Annotated in this window: 15 protein-coding genes; 13 read left to right on the top strand and 2 right to left on the bottom strand. The window is 66.6% G+C overall.

Going from position 1 to position 15,255, the window contains the following annotated elements; translation table 11 throughout:
- The first annotated feature begins 8 nt into the window (after positions 1-8).
- The 12 genes from AC1M2K_RS00795 (at position 9) to rbfA (ending at position 12,471) form a co-directional block, all read left to right on the top strand.
- The gene (locus AC1M2K_RS00795) at positions 9-905 is read left to right on the top strand and encodes a DUF58 domain-containing protein (RefSeq protein WP_480239446.1); all 897 of its coding nucleotides are present in this window, start codon (positions 9-11) and stop codon (positions 903-905) included.
- Positions 892-1,365 (top strand): hypothetical protein, encoded by a 474-nt coding sequence (locus AC1M2K_RS00790; RefSeq protein ID WP_480237523.1) that lies wholly within the window; start codon positions 892-894, stop codon positions 1,363-1,365. The genes AC1M2K_RS00795 and AC1M2K_RS00790 overlap by 14 nt, the downstream gene beginning before the upstream one ends.
- The gene (locus tag AC1M2K_RS00785; protein ID WP_480239445.1) at positions 1,356-2,351 is read left to right on the top strand and encodes a VWA domain-containing protein; all 996 of its coding nucleotides are present in this window, start codon (positions 1,356-1,358) and stop codon (positions 2,349-2,351) included. The genes AC1M2K_RS00790 and AC1M2K_RS00785 overlap by 10 nt, the downstream gene beginning before the upstream one ends.
- Positions 2,348-3,367, top strand: a complete 1,020-nt coding sequence (locus AC1M2K_RS00780) for a vWA domain-containing protein (protein WP_480239444.1) — start codon at positions 2,348-2,350, stop codon at positions 3,365-3,367. Before AC1M2K_RS00785 ends, AC1M2K_RS00780 begins: the two co-directional genes overlap by 4 nt.
- A complete protein-coding gene (locus AC1M2K_RS00775; protein ID WP_480239443.1) occupies positions 3,357-4,259 on the top strand; it encodes a hypothetical protein in 903 nt (300 codons plus the stop codon). Before AC1M2K_RS00780 ends, AC1M2K_RS00775 begins: the two co-directional genes overlap by 11 nt.
- 59 nt (positions 4,260-4,318) lie before the next feature.
- The gene (locus AC1M2K_RS00770) at positions 4,319-6,085 is read left to right on the top strand and encodes a proline--tRNA ligase (RefSeq protein WP_480239442.1); all 1,767 of its coding nucleotides are present in this window, start codon (positions 4,319-4,321) and stop codon (positions 6,083-6,085) included.
- A gap of 188 nt (positions 6,086-6,273) precedes the next feature.
- Complete coding sequence (locus tag AC1M2K_RS00765) at positions 6,274-6,804, top strand: GNAT family N-acetyltransferase (protein ID WP_480239441.1); 531 nt, start codon at positions 6,274-6,276, stop codon at positions 6,802-6,804.
- A 213-nt stretch (positions 6,805-7,017) separates the two neighbouring features.
- Positions 7,018-7,635: a hypothetical protein gene (locus AC1M2K_RS00760; RefSeq protein ID WP_480239440.1), complete on the top strand. Its 618-nt coding sequence runs from the start codon at positions 7,018-7,020 to the stop codon at positions 7,633-7,635.
- 119 nt (positions 7,636-7,754) lie between these two features.
- A complete protein-coding gene (gene nusA, locus AC1M2K_RS00755) occupies positions 7,755-8,744 on the top strand; it encodes a transcription termination factor NusA (RefSeq protein ID WP_480239439.1) in 990 nt (329 codons plus the stop codon).
- The gene (locus AC1M2K_RS00750; RefSeq protein ID WP_480239438.1) at positions 8,671-9,048 is read left to right on the top strand and encodes a YlxR family protein; all 378 of its coding nucleotides are present in this window, start codon (positions 8,671-8,673) and stop codon (positions 9,046-9,048) included. The genes nusA and AC1M2K_RS00750 overlap by 74 nt, the downstream gene beginning before the upstream one ends.
- An 83-nt stretch (positions 9,049-9,131) precedes the next feature.
- A complete protein-coding gene (gene infB, locus AC1M2K_RS00745) occupies positions 9,132-11,927 on the top strand; it encodes a translation initiation factor IF-2 (RefSeq protein ID WP_480239437.1) in 2,796 nt (931 codons plus the stop codon).
- 103 nt (positions 11,928-12,030) lie between these two features.
- A complete protein-coding gene (gene rbfA, locus AC1M2K_RS00740; RefSeq protein ID WP_480237514.1) occupies positions 12,031-12,471 on the top strand; it encodes a 30S ribosome-binding factor RbfA in 441 nt (146 codons plus the stop codon).
- 29 nt (positions 12,472-12,500) lie between these two features.
- On the opposite strand, the gene AC1M2K_RS00735 is transcribed toward rbfA, so the two are convergent.
- Positions 12,501-13,376, bottom strand: a complete 876-nt coding sequence (locus AC1M2K_RS00735; protein WP_480239436.1) for an HhH-GPD family protein — start codon at positions 13,374-13,376, stop codon at positions 12,501-12,503.
- A gap of 73 nt (positions 13,377-13,449) precedes the next feature.
- On the opposite strand from AC1M2K_RS00735, the gene AC1M2K_RS00730 reads away from it, so the two are divergent.
- A complete protein-coding gene (locus AC1M2K_RS00730; protein ID WP_480239435.1) occupies positions 13,450-14,124 on the top strand; it encodes a nucleoside/nucleotide kinase family protein in 675 nt (224 codons plus the stop codon).
- A 99-nt stretch (positions 14,125-14,223) separates the two neighbouring features.
- Here AC1M2K_RS00730 and AC1M2K_RS00725 read toward each other — a convergent pair whose 3' ends face one another.
- A complete protein-coding gene (locus AC1M2K_RS00725) occupies positions 14,224-15,222 on the bottom strand; it encodes a ketopantoate reductase family protein (protein WP_480239434.1) in 999 nt (332 codons plus the stop codon).
- Positions 15,223-15,255 lie beyond the last annotated feature (33 nt).

The following is a 15,255-nucleotide window of genomic DNA, read 5'->3' as shown; positions in this document are numbered from 1 at the left end:
GAATCGACGTGGACGAGCTGCTCCACCGGGTCAAGACACGACTCTTCATTCGCGCACACCGCAAGGTTCGCGGGCTTCTCGACGGCGAGTACGTCTCTCTGTTCCACGGCAAGAGCCTCGACTTCGACGATCTCCGCGCCTACACGCCTGGCGACGACGTCAAGGACATCGACTGGAAGGCCACGGCTCGGGTCGGTTCGCCGTTGACGAAGCGGTACATCGCGGCCAGGAAACACGCCGTCCTCCTCGTCGTCGACACCGGCAGGGACTTCGCGGCAATGGCAGCGGGTGGCGCGACGAAACGGGACGTCGCTGTCCTCGCCGCCGGGGTGATCGGGTATCTGGCGGTCCGGCACGGCGACCACGTCGGACTCGTGGCCGGTGACGCCGACACGACAGAGCATGTCGCACTCCGGGGAACCGAATCGCACCTCGAGCGGATCCTCGGCGTCATTCACCGCCGCACCACCCTCGCCGCGGGCCCGAGTCGCCTCCTCAGCCAGCTCGAGTTCGTGAGACGCACCTTCCGCAGGCGGATGATCCTGGTCGTGATCGCAGACGACGGCGCCATCGACGCCGAACGCACAGAGGAGCTCCGGTTGCTCCGCCTGCTGCATGCCCAGCACGAGATCCTCTGGGTCACGGTGGGGGATGCCGACCCGACGCTCGAGGAATATTCCGAACGCGACATGTTCGACGTGGCGGACGGCCGGGAGCTCCCGCCGTTCCTCCGCAGAGACACCGCCCTTCGCGCGGACTTCGCCACGGCGGTCGCCACGCGCACAGCGGCATCCGCAGACCTGCTCGACCGGATCGGCATCTCCAGCTGCCGCGTGACCGGCGGCGACGATGTCGTGCCAGGGCTGTTCCGCCTGTTGGAGGTGCACAACCATGCCCGGCGTTGACGGCTACTTCCCGCCCACGTCTTACGATCCGATCTGGGCGATGCTCGGGGTCGTGATCCTCGTGCTGGTCGCCCTCTGGTACGTGTTCGTCTGGTGGTGGTCGAGGCGCAAGCACCGGATGCCGCCGCGTCAGCCCGAGACGAATCCGATCCTCGAGGCCGGGCGGTTGAAGGACAAGTACTACGACCTCATCGAGGAGGTCGAAGAGGCCTGGCGCCGCGACGAACTCACCACGCGGGCCGCCCATCAGAAGCTCGGCACCCTCGTGCGGTTCTTCGTCTTCGAATCGAGCGGCCGGAAAGCGCAGGTGATGACGCTCGAGGACCTCAACCAGGCGAACCTCCGCTCGGTCGCCGACGCCGTCGAACTGTACTACCCGGCCGAGTTCGCACCACTCGACCAGGGTGACGTGCCGCATTCGGCCGGCATAGCGCGTGAGGTGGTGGGCACGTGGAACTGATCTACTGGTGGCTGCCGATCGTCTGGCTCGTCCTCATCGCGGGCGTCGTCGCCTTCGCGCTGTGGCTGCGTGCCCGCAGACACGCCAGGACCGGTGCAGACGCCGTGCCCCTGGCGCACTCCGAGCGGCTCACCGAACTTCCCGCATACCGCGCAGCCCTCGCGCGCTATCGCGCCACCCTGTACGGCGCCGTCGCCGTGCTGTCGATCGTCCTGATCGCGGCGGTCGTGATGAGCTCGCGGCTGGTCAGCATCAGCGCCTACCAGCCCGAGATGCGCAACCGTGACATCGTGCTGTGTCTCGACGTGTCCGGCTCGATGATCGACTACGACGCAGCGATCGTGCGAACCTTCCGCGACCTCGTCGACGAGTTCGACGGCGAACGGATCGGCCTCGTCCTGTTCAACGCTTCCGCCGTGACCTACTTCCCGCTGACGAGCGACTACACCTTCGTCCACGAGCAGCTGGAGTACCTTGAGAACGACCTGTCATCGCCGCTGTCCGACTACGAGTTCATCAACGGGACCCTGCTCGGCGAGGGCTCGTCGCTCATCGGCGACGGTCTCGGGTCCTGCGTCATGCGTTTCGACGACATCGAAGCCGAGCGCTCACGATCCGTGGTCCTCGCCACGGACAACTACGTGGCCGGCGAACCGATCCTCACCCTGCCTGAGGCCGGCGAGTTCGCCAGGGACCGGAACGTGCGGGTCTACGGGATCAACCCGGGCGACGTGTCAAGCAAGGACTACATCGCCGAATTCGCCACAGAGATGGAAGAGGTCGTGCTCGCCACGGACGGTGGCTACTACGCACTCGCTGACCCGTCGGCGATCCCGTCCATCGTCGACGGCATCGAGCAGCAGCAGACCACGCGACTCACGGGCGAGCCGATCCTGGTTCGCACGGACGAGCCCACCTGGCCGTTCCTGATCGGACTCGCCGGCACGATTCTGATCATGTATTTCGGATGGAGGCTCAAGCGATGACGTTCTCGCCGATCCTCCCCGTCGGGATGCTCGTGGTCGTGCTCGGTGCACTAGCCCTCTTCGCGATCGTGCAATTTGCGCGGGCACCGCGCAAGCAGGGCGCCTGGCACTGGCTCCTGCGGCTCGGCATGGTGATCCTGCTGTTCGGGCTGGCGCTGCGCCCCGGCCTCCCGACGAACCTGCACCCGCCAACGGCATCCGGCGACGTCGATGTCTACTTCGTCGTCGACACCACGAGCAGCATGGCCGCCGAGGACTACGGAACGGCACAGGAGCCGCGGCTCGTCGGTGTCAGAGCCGATCTCGAAGCGATCACCACCGAACTTCTCGGCGCACGGTTCTCGCTGATCACCTTCGATGCCGAAACGGTGCAGAGGATTCCGCTCACCACCGACACGTCCGCGGTGGTGTCCGGTGTCAAGGCGCTGAACCAGGAAGTGACGGTCTACTCAGGGGGCAGCAGCATCTCCGCCCCCGTGGACTTCATCGCGGACCGGCTCGCCCAGGACGCTGAGACCAATCCGGACAGGACGCGGGTGCTGTTCTACCTCGGCGACGGTGAGCAGACGGTCGCCGAAGCCCCCGGCACGTTCGAGCCCGTCTCCGAGTTCATCGACGAGGGAGCCGTGCTCGGCTACGGGACCGAAGAAGGCGGACGAATGAGGCAGTTCAGCGGCTACGACTCTGCTGACGCCGACCTTCCGTACATCACCTGGTTCAGCGACTCGGGCGAGCAGGAGGCGATCTCCCGCATCGATGAGACCGCCCTTGCGGGCATCGCCGGCGAACTCGGCGTCGACTACCTGCATCGCGACGCGGGGGAGCCGATCACACCGGTGATAGCCGGGGTCACCGTCGGAGACGTGCAGGCCGGGACGGACCCTGTCGTGAGCACTCCCGAGTTCTATTGGATCTTCGCCATCGGGCTCGGGATGCTGGCGCTCATCGAGATCGCTGTGCTCGCCGGGGCACTTCGCGACCTCCGCCGGCTGGAAGGGGTCCGCCGTGCTGGTTAAGTCGAAGGCAGGTGTCGCGCGCACCCGCCGCCGGATGCTCCTGTTCTCGTTGCCCGTCGTGCTCCTCGCCCTGTTCATCGCCTGGAAACTCATCAGCATGCCGGTGCTCGCCGGGCGTGCCATCGACGCATACGACCGCGAGCAATTCGAGCAGAGCGCAGAATCGTCGGATGCCCTGATGTTCCTCAACGTCGTCGAGGACTGGATCCCGTACTTCAACCGCGGAACCGCATTCGCCGCAGGCGAGTCCTATTCGCAGGCGACAGACGACCTCGCGAAGGCTCTGGAGCGTGCGCCGGAGGACCGCCGCTGCGACGTGCGGGTGAACCTCGCTCTCGCCTGGGAGCTGCAAGGCGACGCCTACTTCGCTGCCGGCTATTTCGCCGGGGCGGCATCCCTGTACGAGACGGCGAAGGCCGTCATCGATGCCGGCGCAGAGGAGGGCTGTTTCGAGCAGCAGCCTCCGCCAGAGGAAGAACAGCCTCCGCCGCCAGAGGAGGAGCAGCCCGACGAAGGCGAGCAGCAACAGCCTCCGACGGATGGCCAGAACCCCGACGACCAGCAGCAGCCCCCGCAGGACGGTCAGGAACCACCTGATGAGCAGACGAATCCACAGCAGCCTGACGGGACCGAGGGTACTGAGGAGAAGCTCGAGCAGGCCGATCAGCGGCTCACCGAGAAACTTCGGGAGAGCGGGCTGCAGCGCGAGCAGCAGCAGGACGACGACGGCGATCCCTCCACGCCTGAGGAGGAGGAAGAGGAGCCGGGCGACGGCGGCAAGGTCGACGAGCTGAGGGACAAGGGCGACGAAGCCGAACAGGAGCGCCAGAACCAGGACTCGAACCAGCGCGGCCAGGACAACAGCCCCGACTACGTCGAGAAGCCGTGGTGACGGCATCCGCCTGAACTGCTGCGGCGGGATGCCGCTCTCCTCGGCGATAGCATGGACGAATGGTTACGCGCCTCACCAACTTCTTCCTCAAGACCCTCCGCGAAGACCCCGCCGACGCCGAGGTGATCAGCCACCGACTCCTCGTGCGTGCGGGCTACATCCGGCGACAGGCCCCAGGCATCTTCGCCTGGCTGCCGCTCGGTCTGCGGGTGAAAGCCAGGATCGAACGCATCATCCGCGAGGAGATGACGAACGCCGGTGCCCACGAGGTGCATTTCCCTGCGCTGCTCCCGCGCGAACCCTACGAAGTCACCGGTCGGTGGGACGAGTACGGCGACGGGCTGTTCAGGCTGAAGGACCGCAAAGGCAGCGACATGCTCCTCGCCCCGACGCACGAAGAGGTCTTCACCCTGCTGGTCAAGGACCTGTACTCGTCGTACAAGGACCTGCCGCTCTCGATCTACCAGATCCAGGACAAGTACCGTGACGAGGCACGTCCCCGTGCCGGCCTGTTGCGTGGCCGCGAGTTCACCATGAAGGACGCATACTCCTTCGACTACACGGATGCGGGACTCGACGCCAGCTACCAGTCGCAGCGCGACGCGTACGAGCGGATCTTTGCCCGTCTCGGTCTCGAGTACGTCATCGTCAACGCGGATGCCGGTGCGATGGGCGGCTCGAAGAGCGAAGAGTTCCTGCACCCCACCACCGTCGGCGAGGACACCTTCGTCCGTTCGGCCGGCGGCTACGCAGCCAACGTCGAAGCCTGGGTGACCGAGGTGCCTCCGGCGATCGCCATCGAGGGCCAGGCGGCCGCCATCGTGCACGACACCCCGAACACGCCCACCATCCAGACTCTCGTCGACCTCGCCAACGCCGAGCACCCGCGCGAGGACGGTGTCGCGTGGACCGCTGCGGACACCCTCAAGAACGTCGTGCTTGCCCTGAACCACCTCGACGGCAGCCGCGAACTCGTCATCATCGGCCTCCCCGGCGACCGTGACGTCGACCTCAAGCGCGCCGAAGTCGCCTTCGCCCCCGCCGAGATCGAGGCGGCCACCGAGGCGGACTTCGCGAAGCATCCTGGACTCGTCAAGGGCTACATCGGACCCTGGAGCGATGCCGGACCTGTGCTCGGCGAGAAGTCGGCCACAGGCATCCGTTTCCTCCTCGACCCTCGCGTCGTCGACGGCACCAGCTGGATCACCGGCGCCAACGCCGACGGCAGGCACGTCTTCGGACTCGTGGCCGGTCGCGATTTCGTCGGCGACGGCGTCGTCGAAGCCGCAAACGTGCGTGCTGGCGACCCCGCACCTGACGGCTCGGGCCCCGTCGAACTCGCCCGCGGCATGGAGATCGGTCACGTCTTCCAGCTCGGCCGCAAGTATGCCGAATCTCTCGGGCTCAAGGTGCTCGACGAGAACGGCAAGCTCGTCACGGTCACCATGGGGTCGTACGGAATCGGCGTCACCCGCATCCTCGCGATCATCGCCGAGTTGAACAACGACGACAAGGGCCTGATCTGGCCTGCGACCGTCGCCCCGTTCGACGTGTACGTCGTGGCGACGGGCCGTGACGCCGCCGTCTTCGAAGCGGCGGACACGGTCGCGGCGCAGCTGGAGGAGGCCGGGTTCGACGTCCTCTACGACGACCGCCCCAAAGTGTCCCCAGGCGTGAAGTTCGGTGACGCCGAACTGATCGGCATCCCGAAGATCGTGATCGCCGGCCGTGGAGTCGCAGACGGTCTCGTCGAACTCTGGGACCGCCGCACCGGCGAGCGCACCCCGGTGCCGATCGCCGAAGCTGCCGCCGCGCTCAGGGGCTGACGCCTCTCGTTCCTGAGTTGACCCGAAACGCTGTCCGCCGACCTGGCGGGCAGCGTTTCGGGTCGGTTCGGCCACTTTTCTCGGGGACGGCGCGACCTGCCGGCCGGCGGTGGACGGCATCCGGAGCCATCGGTAACCTGTGAGCCGGGGGCCACCGCCGGCCCGCGCAGCTGAGCGAAGGGGGCATCGTGCTCCAGGGAGACCAGATCCACCTCAGGCTGGTCCGCGAGACGGACCTCGAGCGCATGTACGACTTCCACGAAGACATTCGAAACCGTGGCGAGTTCTACCCGATCGGTGTCTCTGCCTGGCCGACGTTCCGGGATCGCTTTCAGAAGACGGGCTTCTGGGAGCCGAAGGAAGGCACGCTGATCATCGCCGGCGACGGTGATGCCATGCTCGGTCACATCGAGTTCTTCGCGACGGTCGACTACCTCGACGAGATCGAGCTCGGCTACATTCTCTACTCAAGCGAGTACGCCGGCCGGGGGATCGTGACCGAGGCTGTGCGGCTGCTCAGCGGCTACCTGTTCGGGCGCACGAAGGTGAACAGGCTCCGCCTCGTCATCCACCCGGGCAACCAGGCATCCAGGCGGGTGGCAGAGAAGTCCGGATTCACCTTCGAAAGCGTGGCCAGGGGCGCGTGGTACCACCAGGGCCGCAATCACGACGTCGAAATCTGGGCGTTGCTGCGAGCGGAATACACCGCAAGCCGGTGACCGGAAGGCGGGATCGATCGCTCGATCCGGAGCATCCGGAATCCATTCGTTATCAGGCGATACGTCGCAGCTCGGGCTTATCCAGTAACTTGTGATCAACGGCGGACATCGGGGTCACGCCGACAGGTTTTCGGGGGAATCATGGCGGTCCGGGCGCGCTCGCTTTCAGCTCTTGCGGTGTTGGTCGCTCTGGCCGTTTCCGGCTGTGCGCCGATGCCAGCGTCGCCCGCCGCACAGCCGTCACCGTTGCCGTCGCCATCGGCGCCGGTGCGGCCCATCCCCGTCTCCCAGCCCGAGGGCGCAGCCCGTGTCGTGATCGCAGACGAAGGGTTGTCGGTGCGCACCGCCGACGGAGACGAAATCGCGTTCTTCCACTACGGGACGGACCCTGCGCGGGCGATCGGGACGATGACCCGACTCTTCGATGGGCCACCCGAGACGACGCACACCCTGGGCGACCACATCTGCGAACCCGAAACGACGACCTACGAATGGGACGGCCTGTCGATCTACGTGTTCGGGGATGCCAAGGATCCCACCCGGTTCTCCGCGGGCACCGACGAGGTCGCCGAGCACAGCACGATGATCGTCGAGACCCTGCACGGCGGGCGCATCGGCGGTTCATTCGCCGATCTGCTGGCAGAGATCCCTGACACCCTTCATGAGCACTGGTACTACGAGGGCATCCGTATCGACGTACTCATGGACGGTGTGAGCCCGCCCCAGCTCGAGACTCATCCTGAAGACGAACGACCGGGCGTCAGGGTGTACGCCCACGATGATGTCCTCAACAGCATCTTCGCGCCGCAGTCGTTCCTCGCCAGCTGCTAGCTGCCCGTAACGCGGCTGCGTGACCTGAGTGGTGACGGATGCCGGCGAGGTCGGGTAAGTTAGTAGATCGATCCGCCAATGTTTGCGTGGCGGTGGCAGCTGAATAGAGGGGTACCCCGGTGGACATCGATCTCAACGTACTGAAGATGATGGAGCGGGAGAAAGAGATCCCATTCGATGAGCTCGTCGAGATCATCGAACAGGCCATTCGCACCGCGTATGTGAAGAGCCAGACCGAACCGGGCGAAGCCGAGCCCGACGTGCGCGTCGAACTCAACCGCAAGACCGGCCACGTCGCCGTCCTCGTGCCTGAACTCGACGATGAAGGCGTTGTCATCGGTGAAGCCGAATCGACCCCTGAAGACTTCGGGCGCATCGCCGCTTTCGCTGCCAAGCAGGTCATCAACCAGCGCCTGCGCGACCTTGCAGACGACGCGATCCTCGGCGAGTTCAAGGGCCGCGAGGGCGACATCGTCGCCGGTGTCGTGCAGCAGGGCCCCAACCCGCGCATGGTGCACATCGACCTCGGAACCATCGAGGGCATCATGCCCCCCGAGGAGCAGGTCCCGGGCGAGGAGTACCGCCACGGTGCACGCATCCGCGTCTACGTCACGAGCGTCTCCAAGGGGATGAAGGGGCCGCAGATCACACTCTCGCGCACCCACCCGTCGCTCGTCCGCAAGCTGTTCGCACTCGAGGTTCCCGAGATCGCGTCAGGCGTCGTCGAGATCGTCTCGCTCGCCCGCGAAGCCGGCCACCGCACCAAGATCGCCGTCCGCGCCAACGACCCGAGCGTCAACGCCAAGGGCGCCTGCATCGGCGAGCTCGGCCGCCGCGTGCGCGCCGTCACCGAAGAACTCGGCGCCGAGAAGATCGACATCGTCGACTACTCGCCGAACCTGGCCACGTTCGTGGCGAACGCGCTGTCGCCGGCCAAGGTGACCAGCTCGTTCATCCTCGACGAGTCGACGAAGGCCGTCCGCGCGCTCGTCCCCGACTACCAGCTGTCCCTGGCGATCGGCAAGGAGGGCCAGAATGCCCGCCTCGCCGCGAAGCTCACCGGCGCGAAGATCGACATCCAGCCCGACTCGATCCTCGAAGACAACTGACACCATCCGGGGAGAAGAGGGACCGATTTCGCGGGGTGCTAGGATGGAACCTGTTAGAACGTGCGTCGGATGCCGCACGCGCGCCGACAGATCCTCCCTGCTGAGGGTCGTCGCCCGGGAATCGGAACTCGTGGTGGACACCACCGCGACGTTGCCCGGTCGAGGGGCGTGGCTGCATCCGCAAATCCAGTGTTACCAACTCGCAGTGAAGCGGCGGGCCTTCGGGCGTGCCCTTCGACACAGCGGGAACCTCGACACGGCAGCACTAGAAAATTCAGTACGAGAGAACAGGCTGAACGGCTAATGGACAACTAATGAGCGGCTCGAAATGAGACCCGTCCGTAACTAACGGTCTGCCCTGTCTGGGTGGACCCAGACAGGAGAATTGTGGCTGGAAAACCACGCGTACACGAGATCGCTTCCGAGCTCGGTGTCGACAGCAAGGTAGCCCTTGCGAAACTGAAGGAATTGGGCGAGTTCGTCAAGTCGCCCTCTTCGACCATTGAACCCCCCGTTGCACGGAAGCTTCGTGCTGCCCTCGAGGCAGACGGCGCCAAGCCCGCTGCCGCAGGCGACGGCGCACCCGCAGCGAAAACCGCGGCAAAGTCAACTGCCAAGCCGGGCTCACGCCCCACTCCGGCACCTGCACCCGCTCCGGCCCCCGCACCAGCAGCTCCGGCCGCCCCTAAGGCGCCGGCAGCTGAGGCTCCCGCAACTCCTGCTGCCCCGGAGAAGACCGAGGCTCCGGCTCCCGCCGCTGCCGAGCCTCCTGCCGCCGCAGCCGCAGAAGCCGGCACCGAAGACAAGACAGCCTCACCAGGCGGACCCCGTCCAGGCGCACCGCGCCCGGGCAACAACCCGTTCGCCAGTGCGCAGGGCATGGGCCAGCGCCCGACCGGTACGCCGCGTCCGGGCAACAACCCGTTCGCGAGTGCACAGGGCATGGGCCAGCGCCCGGCCTCACCCACCCCGAGCAACATTCCTCGTCCGCAGGCACCCCGGCCAGGGGCACCCCGTCCAGGCGCACCGCGTCCGGGTGGACCCGGCCAGGGCCAGCGTCCAGGCGGCGGCAGTTTCCAGCGTCCAGGCGGCGCAGGCCGTCCGGCCGGCGGCGGCTTCCAGCGCCCAGGCGGCGCTGCAGGCGGCGGCTTCCAGCGCCCAGGCGGCGCACCTGCCGGTGCACCCGGCTCGAACTTCGGTCCGAACCGTCCCGCAGGTGGCGGCGGTCGTGGCCGTGGCCCCGGCGGTGGAACCGCTGGAGCGTTCGGTCGCGGTGGCGGCAAGAGCAAGTCGCGCAAGTCGAAGCGGGCCAAGAGGCAGGAATTCGAGCTCAGGGAAGCTCCGTCGCTTGGCGGCGTGAGCGTACCCCGTGGTGACGGTACGACCATCGTCCGTCTCCGCCGCGGAGCATCCATCTCGGACTTCGCCGACAAGATCGACGCCAGCCCCGGAAACCTCGTCACCGTGCTGTTCCACCTCGGTGAGATGGCCACGGCGACAGAGTCCCTCGACGAGGCGACCTTCGGCATCCTCGGTGAAGAACTGGGCTACCGGATCCTCATCGTGTCTCCCGAGGAAGAAGATCGCGAGCTTCTCGAAGGCTTCGACATCGACCTCGACCAGGAGCTCGAAGACGAAACCGACGAAGAACTCGAAGCGCGTCCCCCCGTTGTCACGGTCATGGGACACGTCGACCACGGTAAGACCCGACTGCTCGACGCGATCCGGAACGCGAACGTCGTCGCAGGCGAAGCGGGTGGCATCACCCAGCACATCGGTGCCTACCAGGTGCACGCCGAGCACGAAGGCGTCGACCGCGCCATCACCTTCATCGACACACCTGGTCACGAGGCGTTCACCGCCATGCGTGCACGTGGTGCGCAGGTCACCGACATCGCGATCCTCGTGGTCGCAGCCGATGACGGCATCATGCCGCAGACGATTGAGGCGCTCAACCACGCACAGGCCGCCAACGTGCCGATCGTGGTCGCAGTGAACAAGATCGACAAGGACGACGCCAACCCGCAGAAGGTGCGCCAGCAGCTCACCGAATACGGACTGGTCGCCGAAGAGTACGGCGGAGACGTCATGTTCGTCGACGTGTCTGCGCGGAACAACATCGGTATCGAGCAGCTGCTCGACGCCGTGCTGCTCACCGCTGACGCCGGACTCGACATGCGCGCCAACCCGAACAAGGACGCACGCGGTGTCGCCATCGAGGCGAAGCTCGACAAGGGACGCGGTGCTGTTGCAACCGTGCTCATCCAGTCGGGAACGCTGAAGGTCGGAGACCCCATCGTCGCTGGTACCGCTTACGGTCGCGTTCGCGCCATGGCAGACGAGAACGGCGACGCCGTCGAGTTCGCCACGCCGTCCCGCCCGGTCCAGGTGCAGGGTCTGTCTTCGGTGCCTCGCGCCGGTGACACGTTCCTCGTCACTGATGATGACCGCACCGCACGCCAGATCGCCGAGAAGCGTGAAGCAGCGGAGCGCAACGCCCAGCTGGCCAAGTCCCGCAAGCGCATCAGCCTCGAGGACTTCACCCGTGCACTCGAAGAGGGCAAGGTCGAATCGCTCAACCTCATCATCAAGGGTGACGTCTCCGGTGCCGTCGAGGCACTCGAGGAGTCGCTGCTCAAGATCGAGGTCGACGATTCGGTTCAGCTCCGGATCATCCACCGCGGTGTCGGCGCGATCACCGAGTCGGACGTCAACCTGGCGACCATCGACAACGCGATCATCATCGGCTTCAACGTGCGCCCAGACCCGAAGGCTCGGGAACGTGCCGCTCGTGAAGGCGTGGACATCCGGTTCTACTCGGTCATCTACAACGCCATCGACGATGTGGAAGCAAGCCTCACCGGCATGCTCAAGCCCGAGTACGAAGAAGTCCAGTCCGGTGTCGCCGAGATCCGCGAGGTGTTCCGCTCCTCCAAGTTCGGCAACATCGCCGGTGTCATCGTCCGCTCCGGCACGATCACGAGGAACGCTCGTGCCCGTGTCATCCGCGACGGTGTCGTGGTCGGGGACAACCTGGCCATCGAGTCGCTGCGTCGCTTCAAGGACGACGTCACCGAGGTTCGGACGGACTTCGAAGCCGGTATCGGCCTCGGCAAGTTCAACGACATCCAGATCGGTGACGAGATCGAGACCACTGAGATGAAAGAGAAGCCGCGCGTCTAGGCTCTCGTCGACTGCGGCAGCCTCTTCGGAGGCTGCCGTCGTCGGCTCCCGGTGATGAATTTCCCACGGACCCGACCCGGGTCCCTGGCCGAAGGAGAAAATCATGGGCGAGAACCCACGAGCACGCAAACTGGCTGACCGTATCCAGGAGATCATCGCGAAGCGCATCGAGCGCGGGATGCGTGACCCCCGGCTCGGTTTCGTCACCATCACAGATGTCCGGGTCACCGGCGACCTCCAGCACGCCAGCATCTTCTACACGGTGTACGGCTCCGACGAGGAACGCGCCGACTCGGCTGCTGCTCTCGAAGCAGCCAAGGGGATGTTCCGCAGCGAGGTCGGCAAGAACATCACGGCCCGGTTGACCCCGAGCCTCGAGTTCATCCACGACGCTCTCCCGGAGAACGCCAAGCACCTGGACGAGCTCCTCGCCCAGGCGCGTGAGCGGGATGAGTCCATCGAGGCGCTCAAATCGACGGCCACATACGCCGGCGACGAGGACCCGTACGTCAAGCCGCGTGTCATCGCGGACGACGAAGACTAGGACACAGACCGACAGGGCTGCGTGCCGCCTCAGGGCAGCACGTAGCCCTGTTTCTGTTCCACGGCCAGCCCGTCGGAGACGAGACCCGCCAGCGCTCGGTCGCGCTGGGCGGCATCCGGCCAGAGCGAATCGATCTCCGGTCTCGTCACCGGCACGTGGGCGGCGCGCAGTTCGGCCATGATGAGCCCTCGTACGTGCCTGTCGCTTCCTTCGTACTTCTTCTGCACGGCCTTCCGCTTTCCCTCGAACGCCGGGTAACCGGCCAGCCGCCACGCGCAGGCATCCGCGATCGGGCATGCCTCGCAGCGGGGGGCCCGCGCCGTGCAGACGATCGCTCCGAGCTCCATGATCCCGGCGTTGAACGCCTGTGCCTCCACGAGATCGTCGGGCAGCAGCGACACCAGGGCCGCGAGGTCGCGCCGGGCGGACGGCGGCCCTGGCTCGCCGTCCCCGTCGACGGCCCTGGCGAGCACTCGCCTCGTGTTGGTGTCGACGACCGGATGCCGATGGCCGTACGCGAACACGGCGACGGCCCGCGCTGTGTAGTCGCCGACCCCCGTGAGCGAGAGAAGGTCGTCGACATCGTGCGGCACGACACCGCCGTACCGCTCGGTGATCTCGACGGCCGCCCGGTGCAGCCACAGCGCACGGCGCGGGTAGCCGAGGTTGGCCCAGGCGCGCACGGCCTCCCCGGCAGGCACCGCTGCGAGGTCGGCCGGCGTCGGCCAGCGTCGGAGCCACTCTTCGAGCCGGGGGATGACCCGGGCGACCGGCGTCTGCTGCAGCATGAACTCGGATACCAGGGTTCCCCAGGCGGGGAAACCGGGTCGGCGCCAGGGCAGGTCGCGGCCGTTCTCGGCGAACCAGCCGATGATCCGGGTGGCGAGGGCTGGCGTGGTGCGCATCGGATCCAGCGTAGGCGACACCGGGCGGTGCTCTCACTTCAGCCGCGAATTCCTGCGGAGTAGGCTCGGGAACATGAGACTTGTCACCACGCCGCGGGTCGACCTCCTGCGCGACCTTCGGACGGAGATCACCCACAACTACCGCGTCGGACGGGTCATCATCGCGGTCGACGGGAGAAGCGGCTCAGGCACGGCCGGGTTCGCAGACGATCTCGCCGAGGTGTTCCGCGAAGACGATCATGCGGTGTTCCGGGCCTCGATCGATGACTTCCACCGGCCACGGGAGGAGCGCTACGCCCGAGGCCGTGACTCGGCTGACGGGTATTACAACGACTCGTTCGACTACTCCCTCTTCAAACGTGCGCTCATCGAGCCGTTCCGGATGGCGGGGAGCACCGGGTTCCAGCTCGTCGGCTTCGACGAGGAACGGAACGTCGGCGAAGAGATGCGCTGGGTCACCGGTCCGAAGGACGCGTTCCTCGTCGTCGACGGCGTCTTCCTCCACAGACCCGAGTTGCGCGGACTGTGGCACTACTCGATCTGGCTCGAGGTCCCTGCCGCCGAGGCCTACCAGAGGCTGCAGAAGTCCATCCGGGTCGATCCGCGACCGGATGCCGCATCCAACGCACGCTACGTCGGCGGGCAGGCCATCTATCAGGCCGATTCAGGCCCGCGCACCAGGGCGTCCATCGCCATCGACAACACCGACGAGTCGCATCCGTCGCGGTTGTACCTCGACAGCTGCTGACGGCCGACATTCCCGGCGCACTCACCTGTTTCGGACGCACTCACCCCGCGTTTCGGGTGAGCAGGTCCGGAAAGAGTGAGTACGTAGGAGATCGGCGGGTCAGCGGGGGAGTCGAGCCAGGACCTCTGCCGGCGTCAGGAACCGGCCGGACTCCTCGACCTCGTGCACGAGTGCTGTGAGAGTCGCGTTGACCGGTGCGTTGCGCCCGGCCAGCCTGGCCTCCCTCACGACGGCGCCGTTGAGGTAGTCGATCTCGGTGCGCTGCCCGCGCTTGAGCGACTGCAGTGTCGAACCCGGATTCGGCACAGGGCCCATCCTCGCCTTGAACAGGGCCGGCAGCACCTGGCCGATGACGAGGGGGAGCCGGGCGAACAGCCGAAGGCGACGGTCTCCGAGTCCCTGCAGGGCACCGAAACGGATGCCGCGGAGCACGCCGGCACGGACGGCCTCCCGCATGCTCCTGGTCATCACGAGACGCAGCCTGGTGTCGCCGATGACCTCCTGCGCGCTCAGCCCGGTGATCGCAGGCAGGGCGTTGATCTGGTTCACCACGAGCTTGGTCCACTGGGCCCCGACGAAGTTTCCGATCGCCCGCAGCCGGAGTGCCTCGCCGAGTTCCGCCTCCCAGTGCAGCACCTCGTCGTCGGGCTCGCCCGTACCGCGGCCGATGTAGGTGGTTGCCGGTGTGGTCACCGTCACCGACCCCGGCTCGAGGTAGGACGCGGCGATGATCGACAGGGCACCGAAGCACGACGAGTCCGGGAGCGCGGCGGCCGCAGTCGCCACCCCGTCGAGGCCGTTCTGGACGACGAGGACCGGCGCGCCGCCGATGCTGTCGCCGTGCTCGGCCAGTGCCGCGGAGGAGTCCTGGGCCTTCACGCAGAGGAGTACGAGGTCCGCCTGGGTGGTGAGGCGCTGTGCGGCCACGAGCCGGGTCGTCTGCCAGTCCCCGAATCCTCCGGAGAGCGTCAGACCGGATGCCTGCACGGCCTCGAGTTGCGCCCCGCGGGCGACCAGGGTCACATCGTGGCCCGCCCGGTCGAGCAGGGCGGCGAAGGTGCAGCCGAGTGCTCCGGCTCCGATCACGGCGATTCGCATTCCGCCAGCCTACGATCCTCGAGGCCGCCGCGG

It is taken from the genome of Mycetocola sp. Y171 (assembly GCF_056713165.1).
This window is presented reverse-complemented; position numbering and strand designations above follow the sequence as displayed.